Source organism: Flavobacterium sandaracinum, from assembly GCF_004349135.1.
Lineage (GTDB): Bacteria > Bacteroidota > Bacteroidia > Flavobacteriales > Flavobacteriaceae > Flavobacterium > Flavobacterium sandaracinum.
On sequence record NZ_SMFN01000006.1, the window covers coordinates 85637 to 111315 of the forward strand.

Here is a 25679-nt window from a genome sequence, read left to right on the forward strand (position 1 = left end):
TGAGGGGCTTTTTTTATGGGATAGATTAAAGAAAGCGATATTGAATTTTTATGGATCATAACGAAAACCTGTGGAGTAGCAAAAATTAAGCGTAAATATTTGTTAGTCTGAAAAGGAAAAACTCTATGTTCCTCACGCCTCTAAATTGAGATCTAAACGCTTTTATTTTTGCATTAAAGGATTCTGCAGAAGCATTGGTACTTCTGTTGTCAAAATAGTTTACTATCGTTTGGTAATGATTCTGTATTGATSTAGATATTGTATTAAATGATTTAAACTCAGCCTGAGCTACTTTTTCATGCCATCTAGCTAATTTGCTTAGACCATAAATTTTATCGGTGGTATTCTCAAAAACATTTCGTAAGTCTTGCGATAGCTGATATGCTTTTTCAATATTTGGATATAATTCGAATAATAATTTTGCTCTTTGAGTTTGGTTTTCAGACCATTTAGATTTGTTTTTATACAAAATATATCGACTTCTGGCCAGTAATTGCTTAATGGTGTCGCCGTTAGATAGTGTTATAGGCTCGTATCTAGTTTTTGTGGTTTTAGCTTTTTCAATAGCTTCATTCTCCATATCAATTGCTTGCCACCTATATTTGATTCTAATTTCTTGTAAAGCTTCAAGTGCTAGTTTTTGAACATGGAATCGATCCGTAACTCTTACTGCATTAGAAAAGCATTTCTTGGCAATAAGCCCCATATTAGCTGCCATATCGAGTGTTATTTCGGTAACCGAATTTCTTAGCTTTAGCGGTATTTTTTCTAATATAGCAATTACTGTTTCTGCTTTGGTTCCAGCTACCATGGCTACTATAGTCCCCTTTCTGMCTTTTCCTGCTTTGTTGGTCACAATAGTATAGAGTTCGCCATTRGAGAGRGATGTCTCATCTATTGATAAACGTTTCCCAATGTTTTCAGGAAAAACAAGCCATTGTTTAGCATGCGACTTTTGTTTCCATGCTTTAAAATCACTTAAGTAMTCTTTGTACTGATATTGCAAATTCCTTCCAGAAACCCCATAGAAAGAGGCGATAGCACTACAGTCATTTGGGCTGGAATCTATTGATCTCTTTTAAAAAAGACGCAAACTCCTGTGTTACACGAGTTCCGTCCGCTACTAAATTCCAATCTCTAAAAACCACTTTTCCTGTGTCTTCGTTAAGCCATCGTCTGCGAGTAATATGTAGATATACCTGATGCCCCCGAATAGGAAAATCCTGAACTGTAATCTCATCAAAGAAGCCTTTTGAGCTTAACTTATAGGGCCTGTATTCTTTAGGAATCGAATTTATCTCTTTAAGTTATATATGCAAGACTTCATCTCCTTTCTTGTAAGAGGTCAATTCAAAATATTCAACAATAATTTCAGGTAATAATAACTTGATTAGTTCGCTATAGGAGTCTTGCATTTGGTATAATTTGGAAACACAAATATCTAGATTTTAATATTTCCCCACAACATTTTGTCTTGATCCATTTTTATTTCTTTAAATTATTAATTGTTAGTTTAAAAAACCGGAGTTAATCAGGAGTTAGATTTTAAAGGTAATGACAGGTTTTGTAGCATGATTGACCAAGTCTTCGCTGATGCTTCCAGTAAAAAAATGAGCCAATCCAGTTCTGCCATGAGTGCATAGTCCTATTAGGTCAGCATCAATGGCTTTTGAAAAATTAACAATTCCGTTTTCGATATTAGTATCATTAAAAATGTGTAAAGAGTAGTTTTGAATGTCGTAGTTCTTGATGAACTTGCTCATTATTTTTTCTGCATCAAGAGTAGTCTTGAAGCTGTTTGGAGTGCAAATAAAAACTAAAAATAGGTTTGCATCAAAAATTGCGGCAAAATCGCGCATTTTGGCAAAAGGTTTTTTTGTTTCTGGTGAAAAATCAGAAGCAAATACCATTTTTTTGAATTTTAATTCGCCTATCTCTTTTTTAATTACTAAAACTGGTATTTCAGAGAGGCGCACCACTTTTTCAGTGTTAGAGCCGATCAATAGCTCTTCAATTCCAGAAGTTCCATGAGATCCCATTACGATGAGGTCTATCTTATTTTTTTTGTTAAATGCTAAAATGCCACTAAAAGCTCTTTCGTATTGAACGGAAGTGTTTACAGTAATTCCAGCTAAGTAGGGTTGCTCTTTAATTTTTTCCAGTTTTTCATTTGCTTTTTTTATTAGCAGTATATCTTCACGAATGCTGCTGCCTCCGGTTGTTGTCCCGCTTGTGTGATTCGGTATTTCTAATAAATGCAAGAGGTATAGTTCGCATTTAGTTTTTTGTGCAATCAGTGCAGCGGCCTTCAAAGCATTTGCAGCATGTTCAGAAAAATCGGTGGGAACTAAAATGCGTTTCATAATACAAAAGTGTTAAATTATGGTAAAAATGGTTGTTTTAATTGACTTTTAAAGGTAAGAAATTATTTTACACCGAGTGATTATTTTAGTTTATAAAAAAAAACACTATATTTGCACCGTTATTTATTAAAATCTAGATAATGAGGGGACTAAATGTCCCCTCTTTTTATAAAAATATGACATTTAAAGAAAAAGTAAATACGTTATTGGCAGAATGCCTTTTAGAAAAGCCATCAATTTTTTTGATAGACCTTGTTATCACTGATGCTTTCAAGGTAATTGTGACTGTAGATGGTGATAATGGAGTGGCGCTTCAGGATTGTATAGATGTAAGTCGTTTTATAGACAATGACCTAGATCGTGAGGAACAAGATTATTCCTTAGAAGTAGCTTCAGTAGGGGTTGGATCGCCATTAAAATTAGTAAGGCAATACAAGAAAAATATAGGGAGAACTTTGATTGTAAAGACTGGGACAGAAATAATTGAAGCAGAATTAGTAGAAGCTAATGATGATTTTGTAGTTTTGTCATGGGAAGCAAGAGAGCCTAAAAAGGTAGGAAAAGGTAAAGAAACAGTTCAGAAAGAACTTAAACTGCCTTATGAGGATATAAAAGAAGCAATTGTTACAGTAACATTTTAATTAAAGAATTCGCATGGAAAATTTAGCATTAATCGATTCATTCTCAGAGTTTAAAGATGATAAACTTATTGATCGTGTAACGCTTATGGCAATTTTAGAAGATGTATTTAGAAATGCATTGAAAAAAAAATACGGTTCAGATGATAATTTCGATATTATTATAAATCCTGATAAGGGAGATATGGAAATATGGCAAAGAAGAGTGATTGTTTCTGATGAAGATTTGGATTTTGATCATCTTGAAATTACTCTAACTGAAGCTAGAAAAATCGAACCTGATTTTGAAATTGGTGAAGAAGTTTCCGAAGAAGTGAAATTAATTGATTTAGGAAGAAGAGCGATTTTAGCTTTACGACAAAATTTAATTTCAAAAATTCATGAGCATGACAATACAAATCTTTACAAACAGTTTAAAGATTTAATTGGTGATATTTATACTGCTGAAGTACATCATGTGCGACCTAGAGTGGTGATATTGGTTGATGATGAAGGAAACGAAATCATTTTGCCAAAAGAAAAACAAATACCATCTGATTTTTTCCGCAAGGGAGATAATGTAAGAGGGATAATTGAAAGCGTTGAATTAAAAGGAAATAAACCTCAAATTATCATGTCTAGAACTTCGGAGAAGTTTTTAGAGAAATTGTTTGAACAAGAAATTCCTGAAGTTTTTGACGGTTTAATTATGGTTAAAAAAGTGGTAAGAATACCGGGTGAAAAAGCAAAAGTAGCCGTTGATTCTTATGATGATAGGATTGATCCAGTAGGAGCTTGTGTAGGTATGAAAGGGTCTCGTATTCACGGAATTGTTCGTGAATTAGGAAATGAAAACATCGATGTAATCAATTATACGAGTAACATCCAATTGTTTATTACTAGAGCATTAAGTCCAGCTAAAGTATCGTCTATCAAAATTAATGAAGAGACCAAAAGAGCAGAGGTTTTCTTGAAGCTTGAAGAAGTTTCAAAAGCAATTGGTCGTGGTGGGCATAATATTAAATTAGCGGGTTTGTTAACTGGCTATGAGTTAGATGTTATTCGCGAAGGCGATGTTGCTGGTGCAACTGCTGATGAGGATGATGTTGAATTAACAGAGTTTTCAGATGAAATTGAAGACTGGGTTATCGAAGAGTTTGCAAAAATTGGTTTAGATACTGCAAAAAGTATTTTAAAACAAGATGTTGAAGATTTAGTACGAAGAACAGACCTAGAAGAGGAAACGATTTTAGATGTAATGAGAATATTGAAAGAGGAATTTGACAGTTAGTCAATGTTTCTTCAACGATAAACATGCCACTTTACAATTAATTCTTACTCGGTAGGTACCGAGGCAGGAGTAGAGTGAGGAATAACAAAAAAGGTAATAATAAAAAGGTTGTATGTCTGAAGAGAGAATTATTAGAATAAACAAAGTTTTAAGGGAATTGAACATTTCTTTGGAAAGAGCTGTGGATTATCTAAAAGATAAAGGAATTGCTATTGAGGCAAATCCAAACACAAAGATTTCTGATGACGTGTACAATGTCTTGTGCGGTCAGTTTGCTGGTGACAAAGGGAATAAAGAAGCTTCAAAAGAAGTAGGAGAAGAGAAAAGGAAAGAAAAAGAGGCTTTGCGTTTAGAGCGAGAGAAAGAAATTGAAGACAAGCGTAAAATTGAGGAAGATCGTCTTAAACAACAGGAGGTTATAAAAGCGAGAGCGGTTATATCTGCACCGGTTCAAGTAGGTAAAATTGACCTGAATCCAAAGAAGCCTTCTATTATCTCGCCTACAAAAGCAGTTGAGAAAGTTGAAACTCCAGTTGCTAAAGCACCTGAAGTAAAGCCAGTTGTAAAAGAAGTAACTTCAGAAAAAGGAATTTCAGAACAACCGTTGCAAGAAAAGGTTCTGGAAGAAAAAATTGTTTCAGACAAAAAAGAGGTAAAACCTATTGCTGGAATAAAAGAAGTTAAAATAGAGACTCCAAAAGAAGTCGATGCTGAACAAAAAGTAGTTGAAAAAACCGAGACGGTTAAATCGGATGAAGCGCCTGTTGATGAAACCATCGCAACGCAATATCAAAAACTTTCGGGAACTACTTTAACAGGTCAAATAATTGATTTATCTCAATTTAACAAACCGAAAAAGAAAAAAGAAGAACCAAAAATCACTCCAAATAAACCGGGTGCTCCAGGTTCGGCTGCTGCTAATGCAAATAAAAATAAGCGTAAAAGGATTGCTCCTAAACCAGGTGCTCCCAGACCGCCGGCTATACCAGGAGTTCCTGGTGCGCCAAATCCGAATAAAATTACCCCAAATGTTGGTGGTGGCGGATTTAATGCCAACAGAAGTGCAAGACCTGGTTTCGTAAAAGGAAACAGACCTGCAATTGTTGCAAAAGTTGAGCCAACAGAAGAGGAAGTTAAAAATCAAATTAGAGAGACTTTAGAGAAACTACAAGGTAAAGGAGGTAAATCTAAAGCGGCTAAATATAGAAGAGATAAAAGAGATACGCACCGTCAGAAATCTGATGATGAGCAAAGAGCTATTGACGAAGGAAGTAAAACCATTAAGGTTACGGAATTTGTTACGGTAGGTGAAATTGCGATCATGATGGATGTGCCAATTACGAAAGTAATCGGTACTTGTATGTCACTTGGTATCATGGTTACCATGAACCAACGTCTTGACGCAGAAACGTTGACAATCGTTGCAGATGAATTTGGTTATGAAGTTGAATTTATTACGGTTGACATTGAAGAAGCAATTCAAGTTGTTGAAGACAGAGAAGAAGATCTAGTTTTCAGAGCGCCAATTGTAACGGTAATGGGTCACGTAGATCATGGTAAAACATCGTTGCTGGATTACATTCGTAAAGAAAACGTAATCGCAGGGGAATCTGGAGGAATTACACAGCATATTGGTGCCTACGGAGTAACTTTGGATAACGGACAAAAAATTGCATTTTTAGATACACCGGGTCACGAAGCGTTTACAGCGATGCGTGCGCGTGGTGCTCAAGTTACCGATATTGCTATTATTGTGATTGCTGCTGATGATGACATCATGCCGCAAACTAAAGAAGCAATTAGCCATGCTCAAGCAGCTGGAGTTCCTATCATATTTGCTATCAATAAAATTGATAAACCAAATGCTAATCCTGAAAAAGTAAAAGAAAGATTAGCTGGTATGAATCTACTTGTTGAAGATTGGGGTGGAAAAATTCAATCACATGATATTTCTGCAAAAGTAGGAACAGGTGTAAAAGAATTATTAGAAAAAGTATTGCTAGAAGCAGAACTTTTAGATCTAAAATCAAACCCAAACAAAGCTGCACAAGGTACAGTCGTTGAGGCTTTCCTTGATAAAGGTAAAGGATATGTTTCTACTATATTAGTTCAAAACGGAACATTGAAAATTGGAGATTACATGTTGGCTGGTAAGCATCATGGTAAAATTAAAGCCATGCATGATGAAAGAGGGAACATAGTAACTGTTGCGGGTCCTTCGACTCCGGTTTCAGTACTTGGTCTTGATGGAGCAGCGACTGCGGGTGATAAGTTCAATATTTTCGAAGACGAAAAAGAAGCAAAACAAATTGCCTCAAAACGTTCGCAATTGATGCGTGAGCAGTCCGTTCGTACTCAACGTCACATTACGTTAGATGAGATTGGACGTAGAATTGCATTGGGTCAATTTAAAGAATTGAACATTATCCTTAAAGGGGATGTAGATGGTTCGGTTGAAGCATTATCTGATTCGTTCTCTAAATTATCTACAGAAGAAATTCAAATTAATATAATACACAAAGGAGTTGGAGCGATTACAGAGACTGACGTAATGTTGGCTTCTGCATCTGACGCAATTATCATTGGATTTAATGTACGTCCTGCTGGAAATGCACGACAATTAGCAGATAAAGAAGAAATCGATATCCGTTACTACTCTATTATCTATGCAGCAATTGATGACTTGAAAGATGCAATGGAAGGAATGTTAGCTCCGGAAATGAAAGAAGAAATTCTAGGTACTGCTGAGATCAGAGAGATATTCAAAATCTCTAAAGTAGGTTCAATTGCAGGTTGTATGGTTATGGATGGTAAAATTTCCAGAAATGCTAAAATGAGAATCATTAGAGAGGGTGTTGTTGTCTTTACTGGAGAATTGTTAGCGTTGAAACGTTTCAAAGATGATGTAAAAGAAGTAGCCAAAGGATACGATTGTGGTATTCAAGTAAAAGGATACAACGACATCGAAGAAAGAGATGTTATTGAATCGTACCATGAAGTAGCAATAAAAAAGAAATTGAAATAGAATTTTAATATATTTATGAAAAATCCCGAGCAATCGGGATTTTTTTTGTTTTAGCTTTGTTGATATAAGTATAAGTACAACGGTAAAGAACTGCAAGACGAGTTGGGGCTTAACATGTACGACTATGGAGCAAGAAATTACGACCCCGCACTTGGCAGATGGATGAACATAGACCCGTTGGCGGAAACATCAAGACGATTTAGTCCATATACCTATGCTCTTAATAATCCTATCTATTTTATAGACCCTGATGGAATGCAAGCTGATGACTGGAAAACAGATAAAAACGGGCATTTAACCTATAATCCATTCATTACTAAAAATAATGCTTCTGATCGATTAGCAGAAGGAGAAAAATATATAAGAACAACCGGAACCGAAAATGTTTCAAATGATGCAGGAAATTATACTCTAACCTATAATGACGATGGTAGTATCTCATCTTCTAATAATAATTATGGTGGAGATTTCCCAGTAATTAGTGAATTTTCAGAAAGAAATAATTCAGAGAGAGAAACAGCTCAAAGTTTAGAAGGCACAACATTAGCTTTAATTGTACTCGGATTAGATGTAGCTAAAGAAATCATAGGAGCAACCTTCAGGCTTATGAATAAAAACAGCACTAATTTCAGTCCCAAACTTTATACCAGTGGATGGACGGGAGGTAGTGTTGGTCGAATAACCACATATAATCTAGGTTAACTGCAGGTAAGATTGGTACTGGAGTAGGCTTATATTCACTTGGTAAGACTGGAATAAATGTAGCCAGAGGTGATATCTCAGCTCAACAAGGAGCAGTCGATGGTGTTTTTGGTGCAATTGGTACTTTTGGAGGTTGGAAAGGAGCGGTAATCGGCGCTAGTTATGAGTTAGGTAAAGTAGTTGGACCAAGTACTGGGTACGGTAATGATAATACAAAATGGTTTAAATGATGATGATATTTTTAGATTTCTTATTTTATAAAGTGTACTGGTGGAACACTAAAATTATTAAACAAAAAGAGTCTCCTTTTTTCTACACAATAGTAGGGGTTTCAGCATTTTACATAATTAACTACACAACAATTGTAATTGGCATTTATTTACTTTTTAATAAAAGTATTTTACATTACCCTAAATGGGTGCAGATTGGATCAATGATTTTAACTGTCTGTTTTTGCTATTATTACTACATGTATAAAAGAGATAGAAAGGAAATTATTACATACTTTAAATATTTAGACTCAAAAAAAATAAGAATGTTAAATATCAGCTTTATCATCTATATAGTAGTAACAATTGTGTCTCACTTTTGGTTTGTAATTCTCGCTAGAGAAAAGTAAATAAGGTAATAACAACGATAGCGCAGATTTTCAATCTGTGCCCGTAAACCCGATGGTATGGCTCCAACATGGGTATTAGGAGCAGACGGTAAAAATGCTGCAACAAGTACAGTGAATACTGATGGAAGTTTGACTTGGAAGAATGCAACTGCAGATACTCAAAGAATTGGTAATGATCTAAATGAAACTGCAACTGGTAGAAGTCAACTAGAGAAATTGGAAAAATCCGACATCAAAGTAAGTTTAAGTATTTCTTCTAAAGATAATACTGAACGTAATGGCAACAAAGTTAGTCGTACTTATGGATAAACTGAACAGGGTGGTAAAGAAGGTACAAAAGCAAATAAAGATGGTAATTACAGCATTAAGGAAGCATCAATAGCAATCTACGAAGGAACTATAAATAATGGAATTTCTGCTGAAACGCCGCGCCTTGCTGGATTGACAACTGACCAAGCTATTGGTTCCATCGCTGGTCATGAAATTGTACATGCTATTGATAAAGAAATTTATAAAGACTTTAAATACGCTAACAGTCATGCAGGAAAACAAAGACCAGGCCGAGAAGTAAAGACCAAAGAAATTGGATCAAAAATAACTGAAGAATCAAAAAACAAATAAACATGAAAAGACTTTTTTTTTACATATTGATAAGCTTCGTAGTTTCAAATTGCGATGTCCATTCTCAAAAAACAAGTTCGCCTCAGAATCTGAAAATACCAGATTCAATATATAATAAGTTAGAGAAATTTTATATAGAAGAAAGAGGAACTATAAATAGTCATATAAATGTTTATAATTTACTTAGTAAAAAAAGGAATGATTTTAAATCTGGAGTTTATTCATTTAATTTAAATGGACCTCATTTTCCAAGACGCATATTTATATTTAATAATAATAAAACTTATATATTTAAGTCAGTAGGTTCTTTTGATTCAATTGGAGTTTTACAGGAATTTATAGAATGTAATAAACTTTTAAATATATCAGAAGCTGACAGGGTAAAATACTTAAAAGCTATTAGTAATTATTTACAGGATGAATTAGGTCAGACATATGGAGCTGAAATAACTATCGATAAATAGGGCTATTTATACCCCGACGTCCTTGATATGCATAACGTGTAGCTGTTATCGCAGTTTTTAAACTGTGCCCACACAGTAAAGTAAAACCAAGATTGCTTAGATGTTTCGGTAACTCTATCGCATATTTACAATCTTTACCCACAAATAAAGGCATTATAAACGAATTAAAACAGGAAACCCTTTTCAATTTTAATTGGTTTTATTTTATCGAATAGGGTGCTTTTCAGGTATTGCCACGTTTTGTAAATGGTATTAATATAAAACGTTTAATAGATTATTTAATCTCATCTTGGTTCATGTGTGACTGACCGCAAAAGCCTGTCTTAAACGTCCCAATTGTGATCGATAACACTGGGAAGCCAAAGCATGTTAAAACAAGAAACCACTCAATTTGAGTGGTTTCTTGTTTTAATTTAAAGAAGGCTACTTTTACTTATTAGGTTTTATAAGATGTACATTGGGATAGCTTTTTCGAATTTCTATCAAATTTCTCTCTGCGTCAATTCGTGTCTTGAAATTTCCTACCCAGACTTTGTAGTTTGGTGTAAAAAAAAAGATAGTGCCGTCAATTTCTCTAAATTCTTGTCTAAAGGCACTCAGTGTACTTTTTGCTTTTTCGCTTTCGCCGCTGAATATTTGAATTTTATAGCTATCATTTATGGTGTTGGAAATATTGTTTTTTCTCTTTTCATTTAATAATTGTTCAAATTTAGAGTCTTGTTTTAGAGTAATATTTCCATCTTGTGCATTGGTGTTCAGATAGGAAATACAGAATGTAAGTGAGATGAAAAAGGCTTTTCTTGGGGCTAAAATTCTCATAATGTGATTGTTTTTGTGTAAAAATACTATTTAAGAAACAATACTCAAGTGCAAATGTTATTTAGAATAGATATAAATTGAAATTAAGACTATTTTAAGGTTTTGAGAATAGTTCTTAAGTCGTATTTTTGTGCAAGTTTTAAAATAAAGGAACAGTTTTTTATAAATCACTTAGAAAAAACTGTACCAATTTTTAGTAGATAATCATTATACTATATGAAAAAGGTGGGTAACCATAATTCGATCTCAAGGAAATTATTTTTTAGCATAGCTTTGATGCTATCTATTTCCTTTACTTCATTTGCTCAAGAAGCTGCTCCTGCGGTTGATGCCGCAGCTCCAGATGCTGCTGCTGCCTCACAAGGTGCTGACCCTGTTAAGGGTAAAGAGCTTTTTAATGCAAACTGTGCTGCATGTCACAAACTAGATGCTAAATCAACTGGACCGATGCTTAGGGGTATTGGAGCTAAATATGATGCTTCGTGGCTTCATAAGTGGGTTCGTAATAGCTCAGAGTTAATCAAGTCTGGCGATGCTCAAGCTGTAAAGGTGTATGAGGAGAATAATAAGGCAGTGATGTCTGCTTTTCCTCAACTTACGGATGGGGATATAGACAATATTATTGCCTATACTTCAGAACCGAAGGCAGAAGCTCCTAAGGCTGCGGTTGGAGTCGAAGCTGTTCCTGGAACTGGTTCTTCTGATGGCGGAGTTTCAAATAATATTATTTTAGGTGCTTTGTCGCTTGTAATGCTTATTTTGGTAGTAATGTTGTTTTTGGTGAACAAGGTTTTATCTAAAGTTGCAAAAGCAAATGGCATTGAGGTGGCTCCAAAAACTCCAACAACACCTATATGGAAAGCGTTTGCTAGAAATCAATTCCTAGTTTTAGTTACTGCTGTGTTTTTACTATTGGCAAGTGCTTATTTCGTCTATGGATTTTTGATGCAAATAGGAGTTGATCAGGATTACGCTCCGATACAACCGATACATTACTCGCACAGAATTCATGCTGGAGACAATGAAATCAATTGTAAATACTGTCACTCTGCTGCTAGGGTAAGTAAAAATGGTGGAATTCCTTCGTTGAATGTTTGTATGAATTGTCATAAAAATATTGCTGAAGTTGCTGAAACTACTGCTACGCCAGAATACAGTAAAGCGTTTTATGATGAGCAAATCCAAAAATTATATACTGCAGTGGGTTGGGATCAAGCGACCCAAAGTTATACTGGAAAATCACAGCCTGTAAAATGGGTTCGTATACATAATTTGCCTGATTTTGTTTATTTCAACCACTCACAACACGTTACGGTTGCTGGAATTGAATGTCAAACATGTCACGGTCCTGTTGAAGAGTACGAGATTCAAAAACAATTTGCTCCATTAACAATGGGTTGGTGTATAGATTGTCATAGAAAAACAGATTTAAAAATGGAAGGCAATGAGTATTACACTAAAATACACGATGAGCTTTCTAAGAAATACGGTGTAGATAAATTGACTGCAGCGCAAATGGGAGGTTTAGAATGTGGTAAATGCCACTATTAATCAAATTATTAAGATTTTAATATTTATATATGTCATCAAACAAAAAATACTGGAAAAGTGTTGAGGAACTAGACAAAAATAGTTCTATTGTTGAGGCGCTTAAAAATAACGAATTTGTTGAAGAAATTCCTACTGATGAATTTTTAGGAAATAATGATGCTTTGTCATCTTCGTCAACATCTCGTCGTGATTTTTTAAAGTACGTTGGTTTTAGTACTGCGGCAGCTACGCTTGCGGCTTGCGAAGGTCCTGTAAACAAGTCTATACCTTATGTGCTTCAGCCGGAGCAAATCATTCCTGGAGTTGCGGATTATTATGCAACTTCTGTTTTTGATGGTTTTGACTTTGCTAATCTTTTGGTAAAAACTCGTGAAGGGCGTCCTATTAAAATAGATAATAATACTATTGCGGGAGCAAAGTTTAGTGCTAATGCTAGAATTCATGCGTCGATTCTTTCTTTGTATGATAGTATGCGTTTAAAAGAGCCAAAAATTGAAGGTAAAAATTCAACTTGGTCTGCTGTTGATTCTAAAATTAAATCAAGTATAACTGATGCCGCTGCAAAAGGTGGTCAAGTTGTTCTTTTGACGGATACATTAGCTAGCCCTTCAACTGAAAAATTGATCGCTGAGTTTATTGGTAAAAATCCAAATGCTAAGCATGTGGTTTATGATGCTGTATCTGAATCTGAAGCATTAGATGCTTTTGAAACGGTTTATGGAGAAAGAGCTTTGGTTGATTATGATTTTTCTAAAGCTTCGCTTATAGTTTCTGTTGGAGCTGACTTCCTTGGAGATTGGCAAGGTGGAGGATTTGATTCAGGTTATACTATAGGAAGGATTCCTAAAGCAGGGAAGATGTCTCGTCACTTTCAGTTAGAGGCTAACATGACTTTGTCTGGTGCTGCTGCTGATAAGCGTTTACCAATGTCTACTGCTAATCAAAAACAAGCATTAGTTCATATATATAATGTTGTAACTGGTTCCTCTGTTGCTGTAAGTTTAGAAGATAAATTTAAATCAGAAGTTACAAAAGCAGCTCAACAATTGAAAGCTGCTGGTTCAAAAGGAGTATTGGTATCAGGGATTCAAGATAAAAATGCTCAATTGTTAGTTTTAGCTATCAATCAAGTGTTGGCAAGTGAAGCTTTCAGTACTTCAGGAGTAAGACAGATTAGAAAAGGTTCTAATGCAAAAGTTGCTCAATTGGTTAACGATATGAAAGCGGGAAGCGTTCATACCTTAATAATGAGTGGTGTAAATCCAGTGTATACTTTATCGGATAGTGCTTCCTTTGTTGAAGGACTTAAAAAGGTAAAAACATCAGTGTCTTTTTCTTTAAAAGAAGATGAGACTGCATTAATTAGTACTGTTGCTGCAGCTGTTCCACATTATTTAGAATCTTGGAATGATGTAAGTATCACAAAAGGTACTTATGGAATTACACAGCCTACAATTCGCCCACTTTTTAATACAAAACAATTTCAAGATGTATTGTTGTCATTAAATGGTTCAACAGGTACATTTTATGATTATATCAAAACGACTTCATCAACAATAATAGCTGGTTCTACATGGAACAAAGTATTGCATGATGGCGTATATGTTGGATCTATTCCGGCTGCTACTGGTGGTTCTGCAGATTTTACTGCTGCGGCAAGTGCTTTAGCACAATCAAAAGTTGCTCAAGGACTAGAACTTGTTTTATACACTAAAACAGGTATGGGAGATGGACAACAAGCGAACAACCCTTGGTTACAAGAGTTCCCAGATCCAATCACAAGAGTTTCTTGGGATAATTATGTTACCGTTTCGAATGCAGATGCAAAGAAATACGAACTTTTTAATGAAATCGTTGCGAATGGTGGTTTAAACGGAAGTTATGCTACTATTACAACTGTAGATGGATTAAAATTAGAAAATGTTCCGGTAATTGTTCAACCAGGTCAAGCTGTGGGAACTATTGGTTTAGCATTAGGTTACGGTCGTAAAGCGGCATTGAAAGAAGAAATGATGGTGGGTTTAAATGCCTATTCTTTATATAAAGGTTTTAATAATGTTCAGTCTGTAACATTGGTGAAAGCTGGAGGAGAACATGAGTTTGCTTGTGTTCAAGGTCAGAAAACTTTGATGGGAAGAGGTGACATTATTAAAGAGACATCTTTAGAGATTTTCAATACTAAAGATGCTCAGCTTTGGAATACACAACCAATGGTTTCATTGGATCACAAAGAGGTTGAAGCAACTAAAGTAGATTTATGGGATTCATTTGATCGTTCAACGGGTCACCATTTTAATCTTTCGATTGATTTGAACGCTTGTACCGGTTGTGGTGCCTGTGTGATTGCTTGTCACGCTGAAAATAACGTGCCAGTTGTTGGGAAATCAGAAGTAAGAAGAAGCCGCGATATGCATTGGTTGCGTATCGATAGATATTATTCTTCTGAAAGTACTTTTGAAGGTGATAATGAAAGAAAAGAAAATATAGCAGGGTTGTCAAGTTCATTGTCTACATTTAATGAAATGGAAAAAGCGGGTGATAATCCACAAGTTTCTTTCCAACCTGTAATGTGTCAACATTGTAATCATGCACCTTGTGAAACGGTTTGTCCAGTTGCTGCAACTTCACACTCTCGTCAAGGACAAAATCATATGGCTTACAACAGATGTGTTGGAACGCGTTATTGCGCTAACAACTGTCCGTATAAAGTACGTCGTTTTAACTGGTTCTTGTATAACAAAAACAGCGAATTTGATTATCATATGAATGACGATTTAGGACGTATGGTATTAAACCCAGATGTTAATGTTCGTTCCCGTGGAGTTATGGAAAAATGTTCTATGTGTATTCAAATGACACAAGCGACAATTTTGAAAGCTAAAAGGGAAGGAAGAGCAATCGTTGATGGTGAATTCCAAACAGCATGTTCAAATGCTTGTTCTAATGGAGCAATGAAATTTGGAGATGTAAATGATTCAGAAGCGGAAATAACTAAACTAGCTTCTGACGAAAGAATGTATCATTTATTAGAGCATGTTGGAACAAAACCAAATGTGATTTATCACGTTAAAGTTAGAAATACCTAGTACAAAAAATAATTAATTAAGAATCAATATAAAGGATTATGTCGTCTCACTACGAAGCAACCATTAGAAAACCCTTAGTTATAGGTGATAAATCTTATCACGATGTAACTGTAGATGTAGCTGCCCCTGTTGAAGGTAAAGCAAATAAACATTGGTGGATTGTATTTTCAATCGCATTAATAGCCTTCCTATGGGGACTTGGCTGTATAATTTACACCGTATCTACAGGTATTGGAACATGGGGTTTAAATAAAACTGTAGGATGGGCTTGGGATATCACGAACTTTGTTTGGTGGGTTGGTATTGGTCACGCAGGAACACTTATTTCAGCGGTATTATTACTTTTCCGTCAACGTTGGAGAATGGCAATTAACCGTTCTGCAGAAGCAATGACAATTTTCTCGGTTATCCAAGCGGGTTTATTTCCAATCATCCACATGGGACGTCCATGGTTAGCGTATTGGGTTTTACCAATTCCGAATCAATTTGGTTCTCTATGGGTAAACTTTAACTCACCATTACTTTGGGATGTATTTGCAATTTCCACGTATCTTTCAGTTTCATTAGTGTTTTGGTGGACTGGTTTATTACCTGATTTTGCAATGTTACGTGATAGAGCTATTACTCCTTTTAATAAGAGAGTTTATTCTATACTAAGTTTTGGCTGGAGCGGTAGAGCAAAAGATTGGCAGCGTTTTGAAGAAGTCTCTCTGGTACTTGCAGGTTTAGCTACTCCACTTGTACTTTCAGTACATACTATCGTATCGATGGACTTTGCTACCTCTGTTATCCCAGGATGGCATACTACCATTTTCCCTCCATACTTTGTTGCCGGAGCGGTTTTCTCAGGATTTGCAATGGTAAATACTTTGCTTATCATTATGAGAAAAGTTTCTAATCTAGAAGCTTATATCACGGTTCAACACATTGAATTGATGAATATCGTTATCATGATTACAGGTTCTATTGTCGGGGTTGCCTACATAACTGAGTTATTTGTTGCGTGGTATTCTGGTGTAGAGTATGAACAGTACGCTTTCTTGAATAGAGCTACTGGACCTTACTGGTGGGCATATTGGTCAATGATGACTTGCAATGTTTTTTCTCCACAGTTTATGTGGTTTAAAAAATTAAGAACAAGTATTATGTTCTCGTTTATAATATCGATTGTTGTAAATATTGGGATGTGGTTTGAAAGATTTGTAATTATCGTAACTTCGTTACACAGAGATTACTTACCTTCATCTTGGACAATGTTTTCACCTACATTTGTCGATATAGGAATTTTCATTGGAACAATTGGTTTCTTCTTTGTATTGTTTTTATTGTATTCAAGAACATTCCCTGTAATTGCGCAAGCAGAGGTAAAAACAATTTTGAAAGGAACTGGAGATAATTACAAAAGAGAAAGAGAAGCAAATAAAGATTCACATCATGAGTAATAAAGTAATATACGCCATTTATAATGACGATGATATATTGATGGATGCGGTTAAGAAAACCAGAGCAGCTCATCATCATATTGAGGAAGTTTTTACTCCATTCCCGGTTCACGGTTTGGATAAAGCTATGGGTATCGCACCTACAAGATTAGCCATTTGTGCTTTTCTTTATGGATGTGTTGGAATCTCGGTAGCTACGGCTATGATGAATTATATTATGATTCAGGATTGGCCACAAGATATTGGTGGAAAGCCAAGTTTCAGTTATATTGAAAATATGCCAGCTTTCGTACCAATTATGTTTGAACTTACAGTGTTTTTTGCAGCTCACTTAATGGTTATTACTTTTTACATGAGAAGTAAACTATGGCCTTTCAAAGAAGCAGAGAATCCAGATGTAAGAACTACAGATGACCATTTTTTAATGGAAGTTGCTGTAAATGATAATGAAGAAGAATTGATTTCTTTTTTCCAGAGCACCGGAGCTGTAGAAGTTAAAGTAATAGATAAGCATTAATTATAGATATGAAAAGATTATATAAAATAACACTTTTATTTGGTATAACTATTTTAGTTTCATCATGCCATAATAATGCGGCACCAAACTATCAATATTTTCCAAATATGTACGAATCAGTAGGGTATGAAACTTATGCTGAATCGAATGCGTTTAAAGACGGTAAAGAAGGTCAACTTCCGGCTGAAGGAACTGTGAATAGAGGTTTTGAGCCTTTTGAATATGAAAATTCTACTGCAGGATATGAATTGGCTAAAGCGAATCTCAAATCGCCTTTAGATTCCTTAAGTAGGGATCCTGAGAAAGGGAAAGAACTTTTTGAAATCTATTGTGCTACTTGTCATGGTAATACTGGTAATGGTAAAGGTAAATTAGTTGAAAGAGAAAAATTTCTTGGTGTGCCGAGTTATAAAGATAGAGTTATAACTGAAGGAAGTATTTTTCATGTTGTAACTTATGGTTTGAATTCAATGGGTTCACATGCTAACCAATTGAGTGCCCAAGAACGTTGGGTAGTTGCTGACTATGTTCTGAAACTAAAAAGTGAATTATAATTGTTGAACAAACTGATCGTAATAGATATGTATACATTTTCAAGTAAATTAAAAACTCTTTCTTTCGTCTTAATGGCCGTAGGCATATTAGGAATTGGATATGGTTTTTTAACTGCACCAAAAGATATTCAAGACGTTGAAAAACTTCTTGCAGCCGAAAGTCACGGTAGTCATGGCGAAGCAAAACACGAAACTTCAGGTGTTTCGGATGAAACACATGTTGCCACTGCTGATCATACAGAGGTTACAGAAGGAGAAAAAATGGTGGAAGGCACAGCGGCAGGTAGTCCAAGTGTTGATTCATCGAAAGTTGTTGAACAAATTCAAGCAGAACCAGTTCATGCTGAAGTAATTGTTAAAAAAGAAGGGCATCATGAACTTAGTGCAGAAGAGGAACACACTGAGCATTTAAATCATGTCTTACACCAATTACAAAACAAACCATGGTCTGCATTTTACGTTGCTTGTATTTTCTTTATGCTTGTTTCATTAGGAGTTTTAGTTTTTTATGCAATTCAACAAGTAGCTCAAGCGGGATGGTCTCCAGTTTTATTTAGAGTTATGCAGGGTATAACGGCATATTTACCTGTTGGTTCTGTTATATTCTTTATTTTTTTGTTGTTAAGTGGATTTCACTTAAATCATCTTTTTATCTGGTTAGATCCTGAAGTTGTAGCCACTGATAAGCTTATTGCTAATAAAGCAGGATATTTAAATTTTCCTTTTTGGATCATTAGAGCGGCTATATTTTTAATCGGATGGAATCTGTACCGATATTATTCAAGAAAAAATTGTTTAGCGCAAGATGAAGCAAATGATAACCTTAATTACAAAAAGAACTTCAAGCTTTCAGCTATGTTTCTTGTATTCTTTATTGTATCTGAGTCTATAATGTCTTGGGACTGGATTATGTCTATTGATCCACACTGGTTCAGTACTTTGTTTGGTTGGTATGTTTTTGCGAGTTTCTTCGTAAGTTCAATAACTACGATTGCATTGGTAACTTTGTATTTAAAAGCAAAAGGTGTTTTGGAGCATGTGAATACAAGCCATATTCATGATTTAGCAAAATTCATGTTTGGTTTTAGTATTTTCTGGACATATTTGTGGTTTTCGCAGTACATGTTAATATGGTATGCTAACATTCCAGAAGAGGTTACGTATTATATAACAAGAATTGAGTTATATAACCTACCATTCTTTGGTGCTGTAGTGATGAATTTTGTTTTTCCTTTATTAATATTAATTAATACTGATTTCAAACGAATTACGTGGGTTTTAGTTATGGCAGGAGTTGTAATACTTGGTGGACATTATATTGATTTCTTTAATATGATTATGCCAGGGACCGTTGGTGACAGATGGTTTATTGGAATTTCAGAAATAGCTTCTGTTCTTTTCTTCCTTGGATTATTTATTTATGTTGTTTTCACAGCAATGACTAAAGTTCCTTTATTGGCAAAAAGAAATCCTTTCATAGAAGAAAGTAAACATTTTCATTATTAATATTTAAAGAAAAAAACAGATGACAAGTTTGTTGGTAATTATAGTTTTAGTTTTATTAGCTGTTGCTTTATGGCAATTGACTAAAATATTCGACCTGACGCAAGTTGGTTCTAATGCAGATAGTTCAGAAATCGCTACAGATAACGACAATAACGTTCAGGGTTATTTGATGTTTGGTTTCTTAGCTTTTATATATATTTTTTCAATTTACGGATTGTTTAAATGGGGACCACTTGTTCTTCACACACCGGCTTCTGCACATGGAGGTGAAGTTGATAATTTAATGAATATTACTTGGGCTCTTATTTTTATTGTTCAAGCTATAACTCAGGTATTGTTGCACTATTTTGCCTTTAAATACAGAGGTAAAAAAGATCAAAAAGCGCTTTATTTTGCTGATAATAATAAGTTAGAAGCTATTTGGAGTGTCATACCAGCAGTAGTTTTAGCAGGTTTAATTTTATACGGACTTTACGCATGGACTAACATCATGTTTGTTGATGAGGATGAAGATACAGTTGTGATTGAATTGTATGCACAACAGTTTAACTGGAAAGCTAGATATTCAGGTGAAGATAATGTTCTTGGAAAAGCAAATGTTAGGTATATTCAGGGTGCTAATGCCGTTGGTGTTGATTTAGCTGATCCTTACGCACAAGATGATGTAGTTGTAACTGAATTGCACATCCCAAAAGGGAAAAAGATTCTTTTTAAAATGCGTTCTCAGGATGTTTTACATTCTGCTTACATGCCCCATTTTAGAGCTCAAATGAACTGTGTTCCGGGTATGGTTACTCAATTTGCTTTCGAGCCAATATACACTACAGCTGAATATAGAGAGTTGCCATTTATGGTTGAGAAAGTTGCAAATATCAATGCTCTTAGAGCTAAGAAAAGTGCTGCGTTAGTTGCAAAAGGTGAATCCGCTTTGGATCCATACACTTTTGATTACTTATTGCTATGTAACAAAATTTGTGGTGCTTCACATTATAACATGCAAATGAAAATTATCGTTGATACTCCAGAGGACTACAAAGCATGGTTAAAAGATAAAGCTACTGTTGTAAATGAAGTAAAAGCTGCAATGGCTGAACCTGCTGCTGCTGATGGAGCTTCTGGTACGGACTCTATTAAGGGTAAAGATACTGTAGGTGTTGCTGTAACGGCAATGAAATAATTAATAAGAAAATTTAAAGTAAACATATATGTCAGCAGAAGGTCACGATCACGCAATAGATCACGAACACGAACATCATCATAAAGACACTTTTATTACTAAATATATTTTTAGTATTGATCATAAAATGATTGCCAAGCAATACCTCATTACTGGTATTTTTATGGGGATCATTGGGGTTGGAATGTCTATGCTTTTTAGAATGCAATTAGCATGGCCAGAAGAGTCTTTTAGAATTTTTAATATTTTATTAGGTGATAAGTTTGCTCCTAATGGAGTTATGGCAAATGATATTTATCTGGCTTTAGTTACGATACATGGAACGATCATGGTGTTCTTTGTATTGACGGCCGCTCTAAGTGGTACCTTTAGTAACTTATTGATACCACTTCAAATTGGTGCTCGAGATATGGCGTCTGGTTTTATGAATATGGTTTCATATTGGTTGTTTTTCTTGTCAAGTGTCATTATGATTGGTTCGCTTTTTGTTGAAGCTGGACCGGCGTCTTCAGGTTGGACAATTTATCCTCCGTTAAGTGCTTTACCACAGGCTATTCCTGGTTCAGGAATGGGAATGACATTATGGTTGGTTTCGATGGCTATTTTTATTGCATCTTCTTTAATGGGATCTTTAAATTATGTTGTTACCGTAATTAACCTTAGAACTAAAGGAATGTCAATGACGAGATTGCCTCTTACAATTTGGGCTTTCTTTGTTACAGCAATCATTGGTATTGTATCTTTCCCAGTTCTTTTGTCTGCTGCGTTGTTACTTATTTTTGATAGAAGTTTTGGAACATCATTCTTCTTGTCCGATATATACATTGCAGGAGAGGTTCTTCACTATCAAGGTGGATCACCAGTATTGTTCGAACACTTATTTTGGTTCTTAGGACATCCTGAGGTTTATATCGTTTTATTGCCTGCTTTAGGTATTACTTCGGAAGTTATTGCTACAAATGCACGTAAACCAATTTTTGGTTACAGAGCGATGATTATGTCAATATTGGCTATTGCTTTCTTATCAACTATTGTTTGGGGTCACCATATGTTTATCTCGGGAATGAATCCATTCCTAGGATCCGTATTTACCTTCACAACATTATTGATTGCAATCCCATCAGCTGTGAAAGCATTTAATTACATCACAACACTATGGAAAGGTAACTTACAGTTGAATCCAGCTATGTTGTTTTCAATTGGTTTAGTTTCTACATTTATAACAGGTGGTTTAACAGGAATCATTCTTGGAGATAGTACACTTGATATTAATGTCCATGATACGTATTTCGTTGTAGCTCACTTTCACCTGGTAATGGGTATTTCTGCTCTTTATGGAATGTTTGCTGGTATTTATCACTGGTTCCCTAGAATGTTTGGAAGAATGTTAAACAAGAACTTAGGATATGTACACTTTTGGGTGACTGCGATCTGTGCCTATGGTGTTTTCTTTCCAATGCACTTTATTGGATTAGCGGGTTTACCAAGACGTTACTATACAAATACAAACTTTCCATTATTTGATGATTTACAAAACGTAAATGTTTTAATAACAACATTTGCATTGATTGGTGGAGCTTTTCAATTGGTTTTCTTATACAACTTTTTCGTTAGTATTTTCTATGGTAAAAAGTCTGTTATGAATCCTTGGAAATCAAATACATTAGAATGGACAGCACCAGTTGAACATATTCACGGTAACTGGCCAGGAGAAATTCCAGAAGTTCATCGTTGGCCTTATGACTACAGTAATCCAGCGCACGATGTGGATTTTGTACCTCAAAACGTACCAATGAAAGAAGGTGAAGAAGTTTTACACCACTAAAATATAATAGAAAGCCTCTGCGAAAGTAGAGGCTTTTTTTTTACTCTTTAATTTGCTCACTAAAGGACTATTCTACAACACTGGATCATTTTTAATTTTCATTCCATTTTAAATTTAAAAATTATATTTCGAAATTGCTTTGCTATCTTTGTTACATGAATGAAAATTTAGACCCAACATCAGACGGTTACAATTCGGAAGAATTAGATCTTGAAAAGAAATTAAGACCACTTTCCTTTGACGATTTTGCTGGACAAGATCAGATATTGGAAAACTTGAAAGTATTTGTACAAGCAGCAAATCAACGAAATGAAGCGCTTGACCATACGCTGTTTCATGGACCTCCGGGACTTGGAAAAACAACTTTAGCTAATATTCTTGCTAATGAACTTCAGGTTGGAATCAAGATTACTTCTGGTCCTGTTTTAGACAAACCTGGTGATTTAGCGGGTTTATTAACTAATCTGGAGGAAAGGGACGTTTTGTTTATTGATGAAATTCATCGTTTGAGTCCTATTGTGGAGGAATATTTATATTCAGCTATGGAGGATTTTAAGATCGATATCATGATTGAATCAGGGCCAAATGCTCGAACTGTCCAAATTAATTTGAATCCGTTTACCTTGATTGGTGCTACTACGCGTTCCGGTTTGTTGACCGCTCCTATGAGAGCTCGTTTTGGAATATCATCTCGCCTACAGTATTATACAACGGAATTACTAACAACAATTGTTGAAAGAAGTGCCGCGATTTTTAAAATGCCCATTTCGATTGAAGCAGCCATAGAAATTGCAGGTCGAAGCCGAGGAACTCCTAGAATTGCTAACGCTTTGTTGCGTCGCGTGCGTGATTTTGCCCAAATAAAAGGAAATGGTACGATTGACATTGAGATTGCACGTTATGCCTTAAAAGCGCTTAATGTCGATGCTCATGGTTTGGATGAAATGGATAATAAAATCTTAACTACTATCATTGATAAGTTCAAAGGAGGTCCGGTTGGATTGACCACTTTGGCGACAGCCGTATCCGAAAGTAGCGAGACAATTGAAGAAGTCTATGAACCATTTTTGATTCAGGAAGGATTTATCATGAGAACACCAAGAGGAAGGGAAGTTACTGATAAAGCATACAAGCATTTAGGTAAATTAAATACGAACATCCAAGGCGGTTTATTCTAATTTTTTGGAGCTATTTCCTGCTATCCGCTGTATTCCCGATTTAAAAAACTACGGCAAAAAAGCCTTGTTCTTTTAAACTGGGAGATGCCGCTTCTATCAGGGCTACTATATCCCGTTTATTAACATCAATATTATAATTATAGATCGTAACGCTACATACACGCAATTAATCAAAACCGAAGCGAAACGTCTTGGCTTCATGTCTTGCGGAATAGCAAAGGCTGGCTTTTTGGAACAAGAAGCACCACGTTTAGAAAACTGGCTTAATAATAATCATAATGGCCAAATGGTATACATGGAAAACCATTTTGATAAGCGCTTAAATCCAACGTTATTGGTTGATGGCGCTAAAAGTGTGGTCTCATTGTTGTTAAATTATTATCCATGGCAAGCACAAAATTCAGAAAGCTATAAAATTTCTAAATATGCATACGGGCAAGATTATCATTATGTAATTAAAGAAAAATTAAAGGAATTATTAAACACAATTCAGACTGAAATAGGTGAAGTCTCAGGAAGAGCCTTTGTAGATTCTGCACCGGTTTTAGATAAAGCTTGGGCAGCCAAAAGTGGTTTAGGATGGATCGGCAAAAACAGTAATTTATTGACACAAAAAGTGGGTTCTTTTTACTTTATTGCGGAACTCATTATCGATTTAGATTTAGACTACGATAATCCTACTACAGATCATTGCGGAACGTGTACTGCTTGTATCGATTCTTGTCCAACAGAAGCCATAGTTTCTCCTTACGTTGTAGATGGGAGTAAATGTATTTCTTATTTCACGATTGAGTTGAAAGAGAATATACCGCAAGAGATGAAAGGTAAATTTGACGATTGGGCTTTTGGTTGTGATGTTTGCCAAGATGTTTGTCCTTGGAATAAGTTTTCGAAACCACATAGCGAACCATTATTTGATGCAAATCCTGAAATAATGTCTATGTCAAAGAAAGATTGGATTGAAATAACTGAGGAGACATTTAAGTCTGTATTTAAAAACTCGCCTCTCAAAAGAGCGAAGTTTGAAGGCGTAAAAAGAAATGTTAATTTTCTTAAATAAGGAGTTAGATTCTAATTTTTTAATCGAGTTGAAGATTCTCTGATGATGATTTCTGTGTCTAATTCAATTGTTTTGTGGGTGAAAGGAACTCCTTCTTTGTGACAATTCATTTCTTCTAGCAGTAGATTGAATGATGCAATTCCCATTTCGTGGCTCGGCTGGTTAACGGTACTTAATTTTGGGGTTAACACTTGCGACATAAACCAATTACTAAAGCCAATTATCGCTACTTGTTCTGGAACATTAATTTTATTTTCATTGAAATAAGCCAAAACACCTACTGCAACTAAATCTGTTATTGCAAAGATGCCGTCAACATCAGCATGCTCTTCAATGATTTGTTTAGCAAATGCTCTCCCTTCTTCAAACGTCACATTTTCGCAGGTATACACTAGTTTTGCGTCATAAGGAATGTTGTTTTTCTCCAACGCTTTTTTATAACCGATGTATCGGTCAATTGAATTTTGTGGATTTAAAGGTCCTCGAATATGAACTATTTTTTTGCAACCATTATCAATTAAATGCTGAACGGCATTGAAAGCTGCTTTTTGGTCATCAATGATCACTTTGGAACATTTTGAAAGCTTCGCTATTTTGTCAAACATTACAAAAGGAATCTTCCGATTCATAATCTCTTTTATGTGATCATCATTATTTGATTCATTAGATAAGGACATGATGATGCCGTCTACTCTCTTATTTATTAATAATTCGACTTGCTTCTTTTCTAGAGCCAGTGTTTCATTAGATTGTAATATGATTACTAGATATCCGTTTTTTTCGGCCTGATCAATAATAGCATTTACAACATTTGAAAAAAAGTGATGGACTACCTCAGGAATTATTAATCCTATAGTTTTGGATTCTTTGGTTCTTAAATTTACGGCAAAACTATTTGGAGTATAATGTAAATGCTGCGCAAGCTCAATTACTGACTTTTTAGTTTTCTCACTAACATCAGGATAATTCTTTAGTGCTTTCGAAACAGTAGTTATCGAAATCCCCAATTTTGTTGCAATTTCCTTAAGAGTGATATCTTTCATGAATCGAATTTCTACAGATTTAATTTTAGGAAAATATTTTAAAAACTATGATATTTTACGTTTTTCATTTTTTAATTTATGTACGTAAAAAACGAAATTACCTTTAAATATTCTAAGCCAAGGTATTGATTTTTATCGTATATCTTCATTTTTCATCAAAATAAACAAATAAATATTGATTCGTTAAAACAAGTAAAGAAGTATGGGTCTTTTGTTGAA

21 protein-coding genes and 1 pseudogene are annotated in these 25679 nt (G+C 35.0%); 17 read left to right on the forward strand and 5 right to left on the reverse strand.

The features are described from left to right. Positions 1-85 precede the first annotated feature (85 nt). From E0F91_RS06830 to E0F91_RS06840, 3 genes are all read right to left on the reverse strand, one after another. Entirely contained in the window at positions 86-1069 is a 984-nt protein-coding gene (locus E0F91_RS06830) for an ISAon1 family transposase (protein WP_132065575.1), read from the reverse strand. Continuing rightward, positions 1050-1298, reverse strand: a complete 249-nt coding sequence (locus E0F91_RS18185) for an ISAon1 family transposase N-terminal region protein (protein ID WP_424955339.1) — start codon at positions 1296-1298, stop codon at positions 1050-1052. Before E0F91_RS18185 ends, E0F91_RS06830 begins: the two co-directional genes overlap by 20 nt. Positions 1299-1538: 240 nt before the next feature. Beyond that, positions 1539-2363 carry a universal stress protein gene (locus E0F91_RS06840; protein ID WP_132065576.1) on the reverse strand — a complete coding sequence of 275 codons (825 nt, stop codon included), beginning with the start codon at positions 2361-2363 and terminating at the stop codon, positions 1539-1541. A gap of 176 nt (positions 2364-2539) precedes the next feature. On the opposite strand from E0F91_RS06840, the gene rimP reads away from it, so the two are divergent. The 7 genes and pseudogenes from rimP (at position 2540) to E0F91_RS17850 (ending at position 9702) form a co-directional block, all read left to right on the forward strand. After that, positions 2540-3004: a ribosome assembly cofactor RimP gene (rimP, locus tag E0F91_RS06845; RefSeq protein WP_165930103.1), complete on the forward strand. Its 465-nt coding sequence runs from the start codon at positions 2540-2542 to the stop codon at positions 3002-3004. Positions 3005-3017: 13 nt separating this feature from the next. After that, complete coding sequence (gene nusA / locus E0F91_RS06850; protein ID WP_066080468.1) at positions 3018-4271, forward strand: transcription termination factor NusA; 1254 nt, start codon at positions 3018-3020, stop codon at positions 4269-4271. Positions 4272-4383: 112 nt separating this feature from the next. Continuing rightward, a complete protein-coding gene (gene infB / locus E0F91_RS06855; RefSeq protein WP_132065578.1) occupies positions 4384-7296 on the forward strand; it encodes a translation initiation factor IF-2 in 2913 nt (970 codons plus the stop codon). 63 nt (positions 7297-7359) lie between these two features. After that, positions 7360-7554: pseudogene (locus tag E0F91_RS17960) on the forward strand (RHS repeat-associated core domain-containing protein); the annotation flags it as partial. Positions 7555-8674: 1120 nt separating this feature from the next. Further along, positions 8675-8926, forward strand: coding sequence for a hypothetical protein (locus tag E0F91_RS06865; RefSeq protein WP_132065580.1), 252 nt, complete (start codon positions 8675-8677; stop codon positions 8924-8926). Positions 8927-9058: 132 nt separating this feature from the next. Then, the gene (locus tag E0F91_RS06870; RefSeq protein ID WP_132065581.1) at positions 9059-9238 is read left to right on the forward strand and encodes a hypothetical protein; all 180 of its coding nucleotides are present in this window, start codon (positions 9059-9061) and stop codon (positions 9236-9238) included. 2 nt (positions 9239-9240) lie between these two features. Further along, positions 9241-9702 (forward strand): hypothetical protein, encoded by a 462-nt coding sequence (locus tag E0F91_RS17850; protein WP_207919039.1) that lies wholly within the window; start codon positions 9241-9243, stop codon positions 9700-9702. 429 nt (positions 9703-10131) lie between these two features. Here E0F91_RS17850 and E0F91_RS06880 read toward each other — a convergent pair whose 3' ends face one another. Further along, positions 10132-10521 (reverse strand): SPOR domain-containing protein, encoded by a 390-nt coding sequence (locus E0F91_RS06880; protein WP_132065582.1) that lies wholly within the window; start codon positions 10519-10521, stop codon positions 10132-10134. 216 nt (positions 10522-10737) lie between these two features. Between E0F91_RS06880 and E0F91_RS06885 the strand changes: the two genes are divergently transcribed. The 10 genes from E0F91_RS06885 to queG all read left to right on the forward strand — a co-directional run bounded on the left by E0F91_RS06885 (position 10738) and on the right by queG (position 24417). Continuing rightward, complete coding sequence (locus tag E0F91_RS06885; protein ID WP_132065583.1) at positions 10738-12072, forward strand: c-type cytochrome; 1335 nt, start codon at positions 10738-10740, stop codon at positions 12070-12072. A gap of 29 nt (positions 12073-12101) precedes the next feature. Next, a complete protein-coding gene (locus E0F91_RS06890) occupies positions 12102-15158 on the forward strand; it encodes a TAT-variant-translocated molybdopterin oxidoreductase (RefSeq protein ID WP_132065584.1) in 3057 nt (1018 codons plus the stop codon). 38 nt (positions 15159-15196) lie between these two features. Further along, entirely contained in the window at positions 15197-16600 is a 1404-nt protein-coding gene (gene nrfD, locus E0F91_RS06895; RefSeq protein WP_121364343.1) for an NrfD/PsrC family molybdoenzyme membrane anchor subunit, read from the forward strand. Further along, entirely contained in the window at positions 16593-17117 is a 525-nt protein-coding gene (locus tag E0F91_RS06900) for a DUF3341 domain-containing protein (RefSeq protein WP_091165797.1), read from the forward strand. Before nrfD ends, E0F91_RS06900 begins: the two co-directional genes overlap by 8 nt. Before the next feature lie 8 nt (positions 17118-17125). Continuing rightward, on the forward strand, positions 17126-17671 hold the full coding sequence (locus E0F91_RS06905) for a c-type cytochrome (RefSeq protein ID WP_132065585.1): 546 nt from the start codon (positions 17126-17128) through the stop codon (positions 17669-17671). A gap of 27 nt (positions 17672-17698) precedes the next feature. Beyond that, positions 17699-19177 (forward strand): quinol:cytochrome C oxidoreductase, encoded by a 1479-nt coding sequence (locus E0F91_RS06910; RefSeq protein ID WP_132065586.1) that lies wholly within the window; start codon positions 17699-17701, stop codon positions 19175-19177. Positions 19178-19196: 19 nt separating this feature from the next. Continuing rightward, positions 19197-20354, forward strand: a complete 1158-nt coding sequence (locus tag E0F91_RS06915) for a cytochrome c oxidase subunit II (protein ID WP_132065587.1) — start codon at positions 19197-19199, stop codon at positions 20352-20354. Positions 20355-20382: 28 nt separating this feature from the next. Next, complete coding sequence (locus E0F91_RS06920) at positions 20383-22179, forward strand: cytochrome c oxidase subunit I (protein ID WP_132065588.1); 1797 nt, start codon at positions 20383-20385, stop codon at positions 22177-22179. A gap of 155 nt (positions 22180-22334) precedes the next feature. Then, a complete protein-coding gene (gene ruvB / locus E0F91_RS06925; RefSeq protein ID WP_132065589.1) occupies positions 22335-23357 on the forward strand; it encodes a Holliday junction branch migration DNA helicase RuvB in 1023 nt (340 codons plus the stop codon). 139 nt (positions 23358-23496) lie between these two features. Next, on the forward strand, positions 23497-24417 hold the full coding sequence (queG, locus tag E0F91_RS06930) for a tRNA epoxyqueuosine(34) reductase QueG (protein ID WP_424955340.1): 921 nt from the start codon (positions 23497-23499) through the stop codon (positions 24415-24417). Between the two features lie 11 nt (positions 24418-24428). On the opposite strand, the gene E0F91_RS06935 is transcribed toward queG, so the two are convergent. After that, positions 24429-25460: a LacI family DNA-binding transcriptional regulator gene (locus E0F91_RS06935; protein ID WP_132065591.1), complete on the reverse strand. Its 1032-nt coding sequence runs from the start codon at positions 25458-25460 to the stop codon at positions 24429-24431. Positions 25461-25679 lie beyond the last annotated feature (219 nt).

Coding starts and splice junctions, on each gene's coding strand:
- E0F91_RS06915 (WP_132065587.1), top strand. CDS start 19,197: ATGACAAGTTTGTTGGTAATTATAGTTTTAGTTTTATTAGCTGTTGCT.
- rimP (WP_165930103.1), top strand. CDS start 2,540: ATGACATTTAAAGAAAAAGTAAATACGTTATTGGCAGAATGCCTTTTA.
- E0F91_RS06880 (WP_132065582.1), bottom strand. CDS start 10,521: ATGAGAATTTTAGCCCCAAGAAAAGCCTTTTTCATCTCACTTACATTC.
- E0F91_RS17850 (WP_207919039.1), top strand. CDS start 9,241: ATGAAAAGACTTTTTTTTTACATATTGATAAGCTTCGTAGTTTCAAAT.
- E0F91_RS06865 (WP_132065580.1), top strand. CDS start 8,675: ATGGCTCCAACATGGGTATTAGGAGCAGACGGTAAAAATGCTGCAACA.
- E0F91_RS06920 (WP_132065588.1), top strand. CDS start 20,383: ATGTCAGCAGAAGGTCACGATCACGCAATAGATCACGAACACGAACAT.
- E0F91_RS06910 (WP_132065586.1), top strand. CDS start 17,699: ATGTATACATTTTCAAGTAAATTAAAAACTCTTTCTTTCGTCTTAATG.
- E0F91_RS06840 (WP_132065576.1), bottom strand. CDS start 2,363: ATGAAACGCATTTTAGTTCCCACCGATTTTTCTGAACATGCTGCAAAT.
- E0F91_RS06900 (WP_091165797.1), top strand. CDS start 16,593: ATGAGTAATAAAGTAATATACGCCATTTATAATGACGATGATATATTG.
- ruvB (WP_132065589.1), top strand. CDS start 22,335: ATGAATGAAAATTTAGACCCAACATCAGACGGTTACAATTCGGAAGAA.
- nusA (WP_066080468.1), top strand. CDS start 3,018: ATGGAAAATTTAGCATTAATCGATTCATTCTCAGAGTTTAAAGATGAT.
- E0F91_RS06905 (WP_132065585.1), top strand. CDS start 17,126: ATGAAAAGATTATATAAAATAACACTTTTATTTGGTATAACTATTTTA.
- infB (WP_132065578.1), top strand. CDS start 4,384: ATGTCTGAAGAGAGAATTATTAGAATAAACAAAGTTTTAAGGGAATTG.
- E0F91_RS06890 (WP_132065584.1), top strand. CDS start 12,102: ATGTCATCAAACAAAAAATACTGGAAAAGTGTTGAGGAACTAGACAAA.
- E0F91_RS06935 (WP_132065591.1), bottom strand. CDS start 25,460: ATGAAAGATATCACTCTTAAGGAAATTGCAACAAAATTGGGGATTTCG.
- E0F91_RS06885 (WP_132065583.1), top strand. CDS start 10,738: ATGAAAAAGGTGGGTAACCATAATTCGATCTCAAGGAAATTATTTTTT.
- nrfD (WP_121364343.1), top strand. CDS start 15,197: ATGTCGTCTCACTACGAAGCAACCATTAGAAAACCCTTAGTTATAGGT.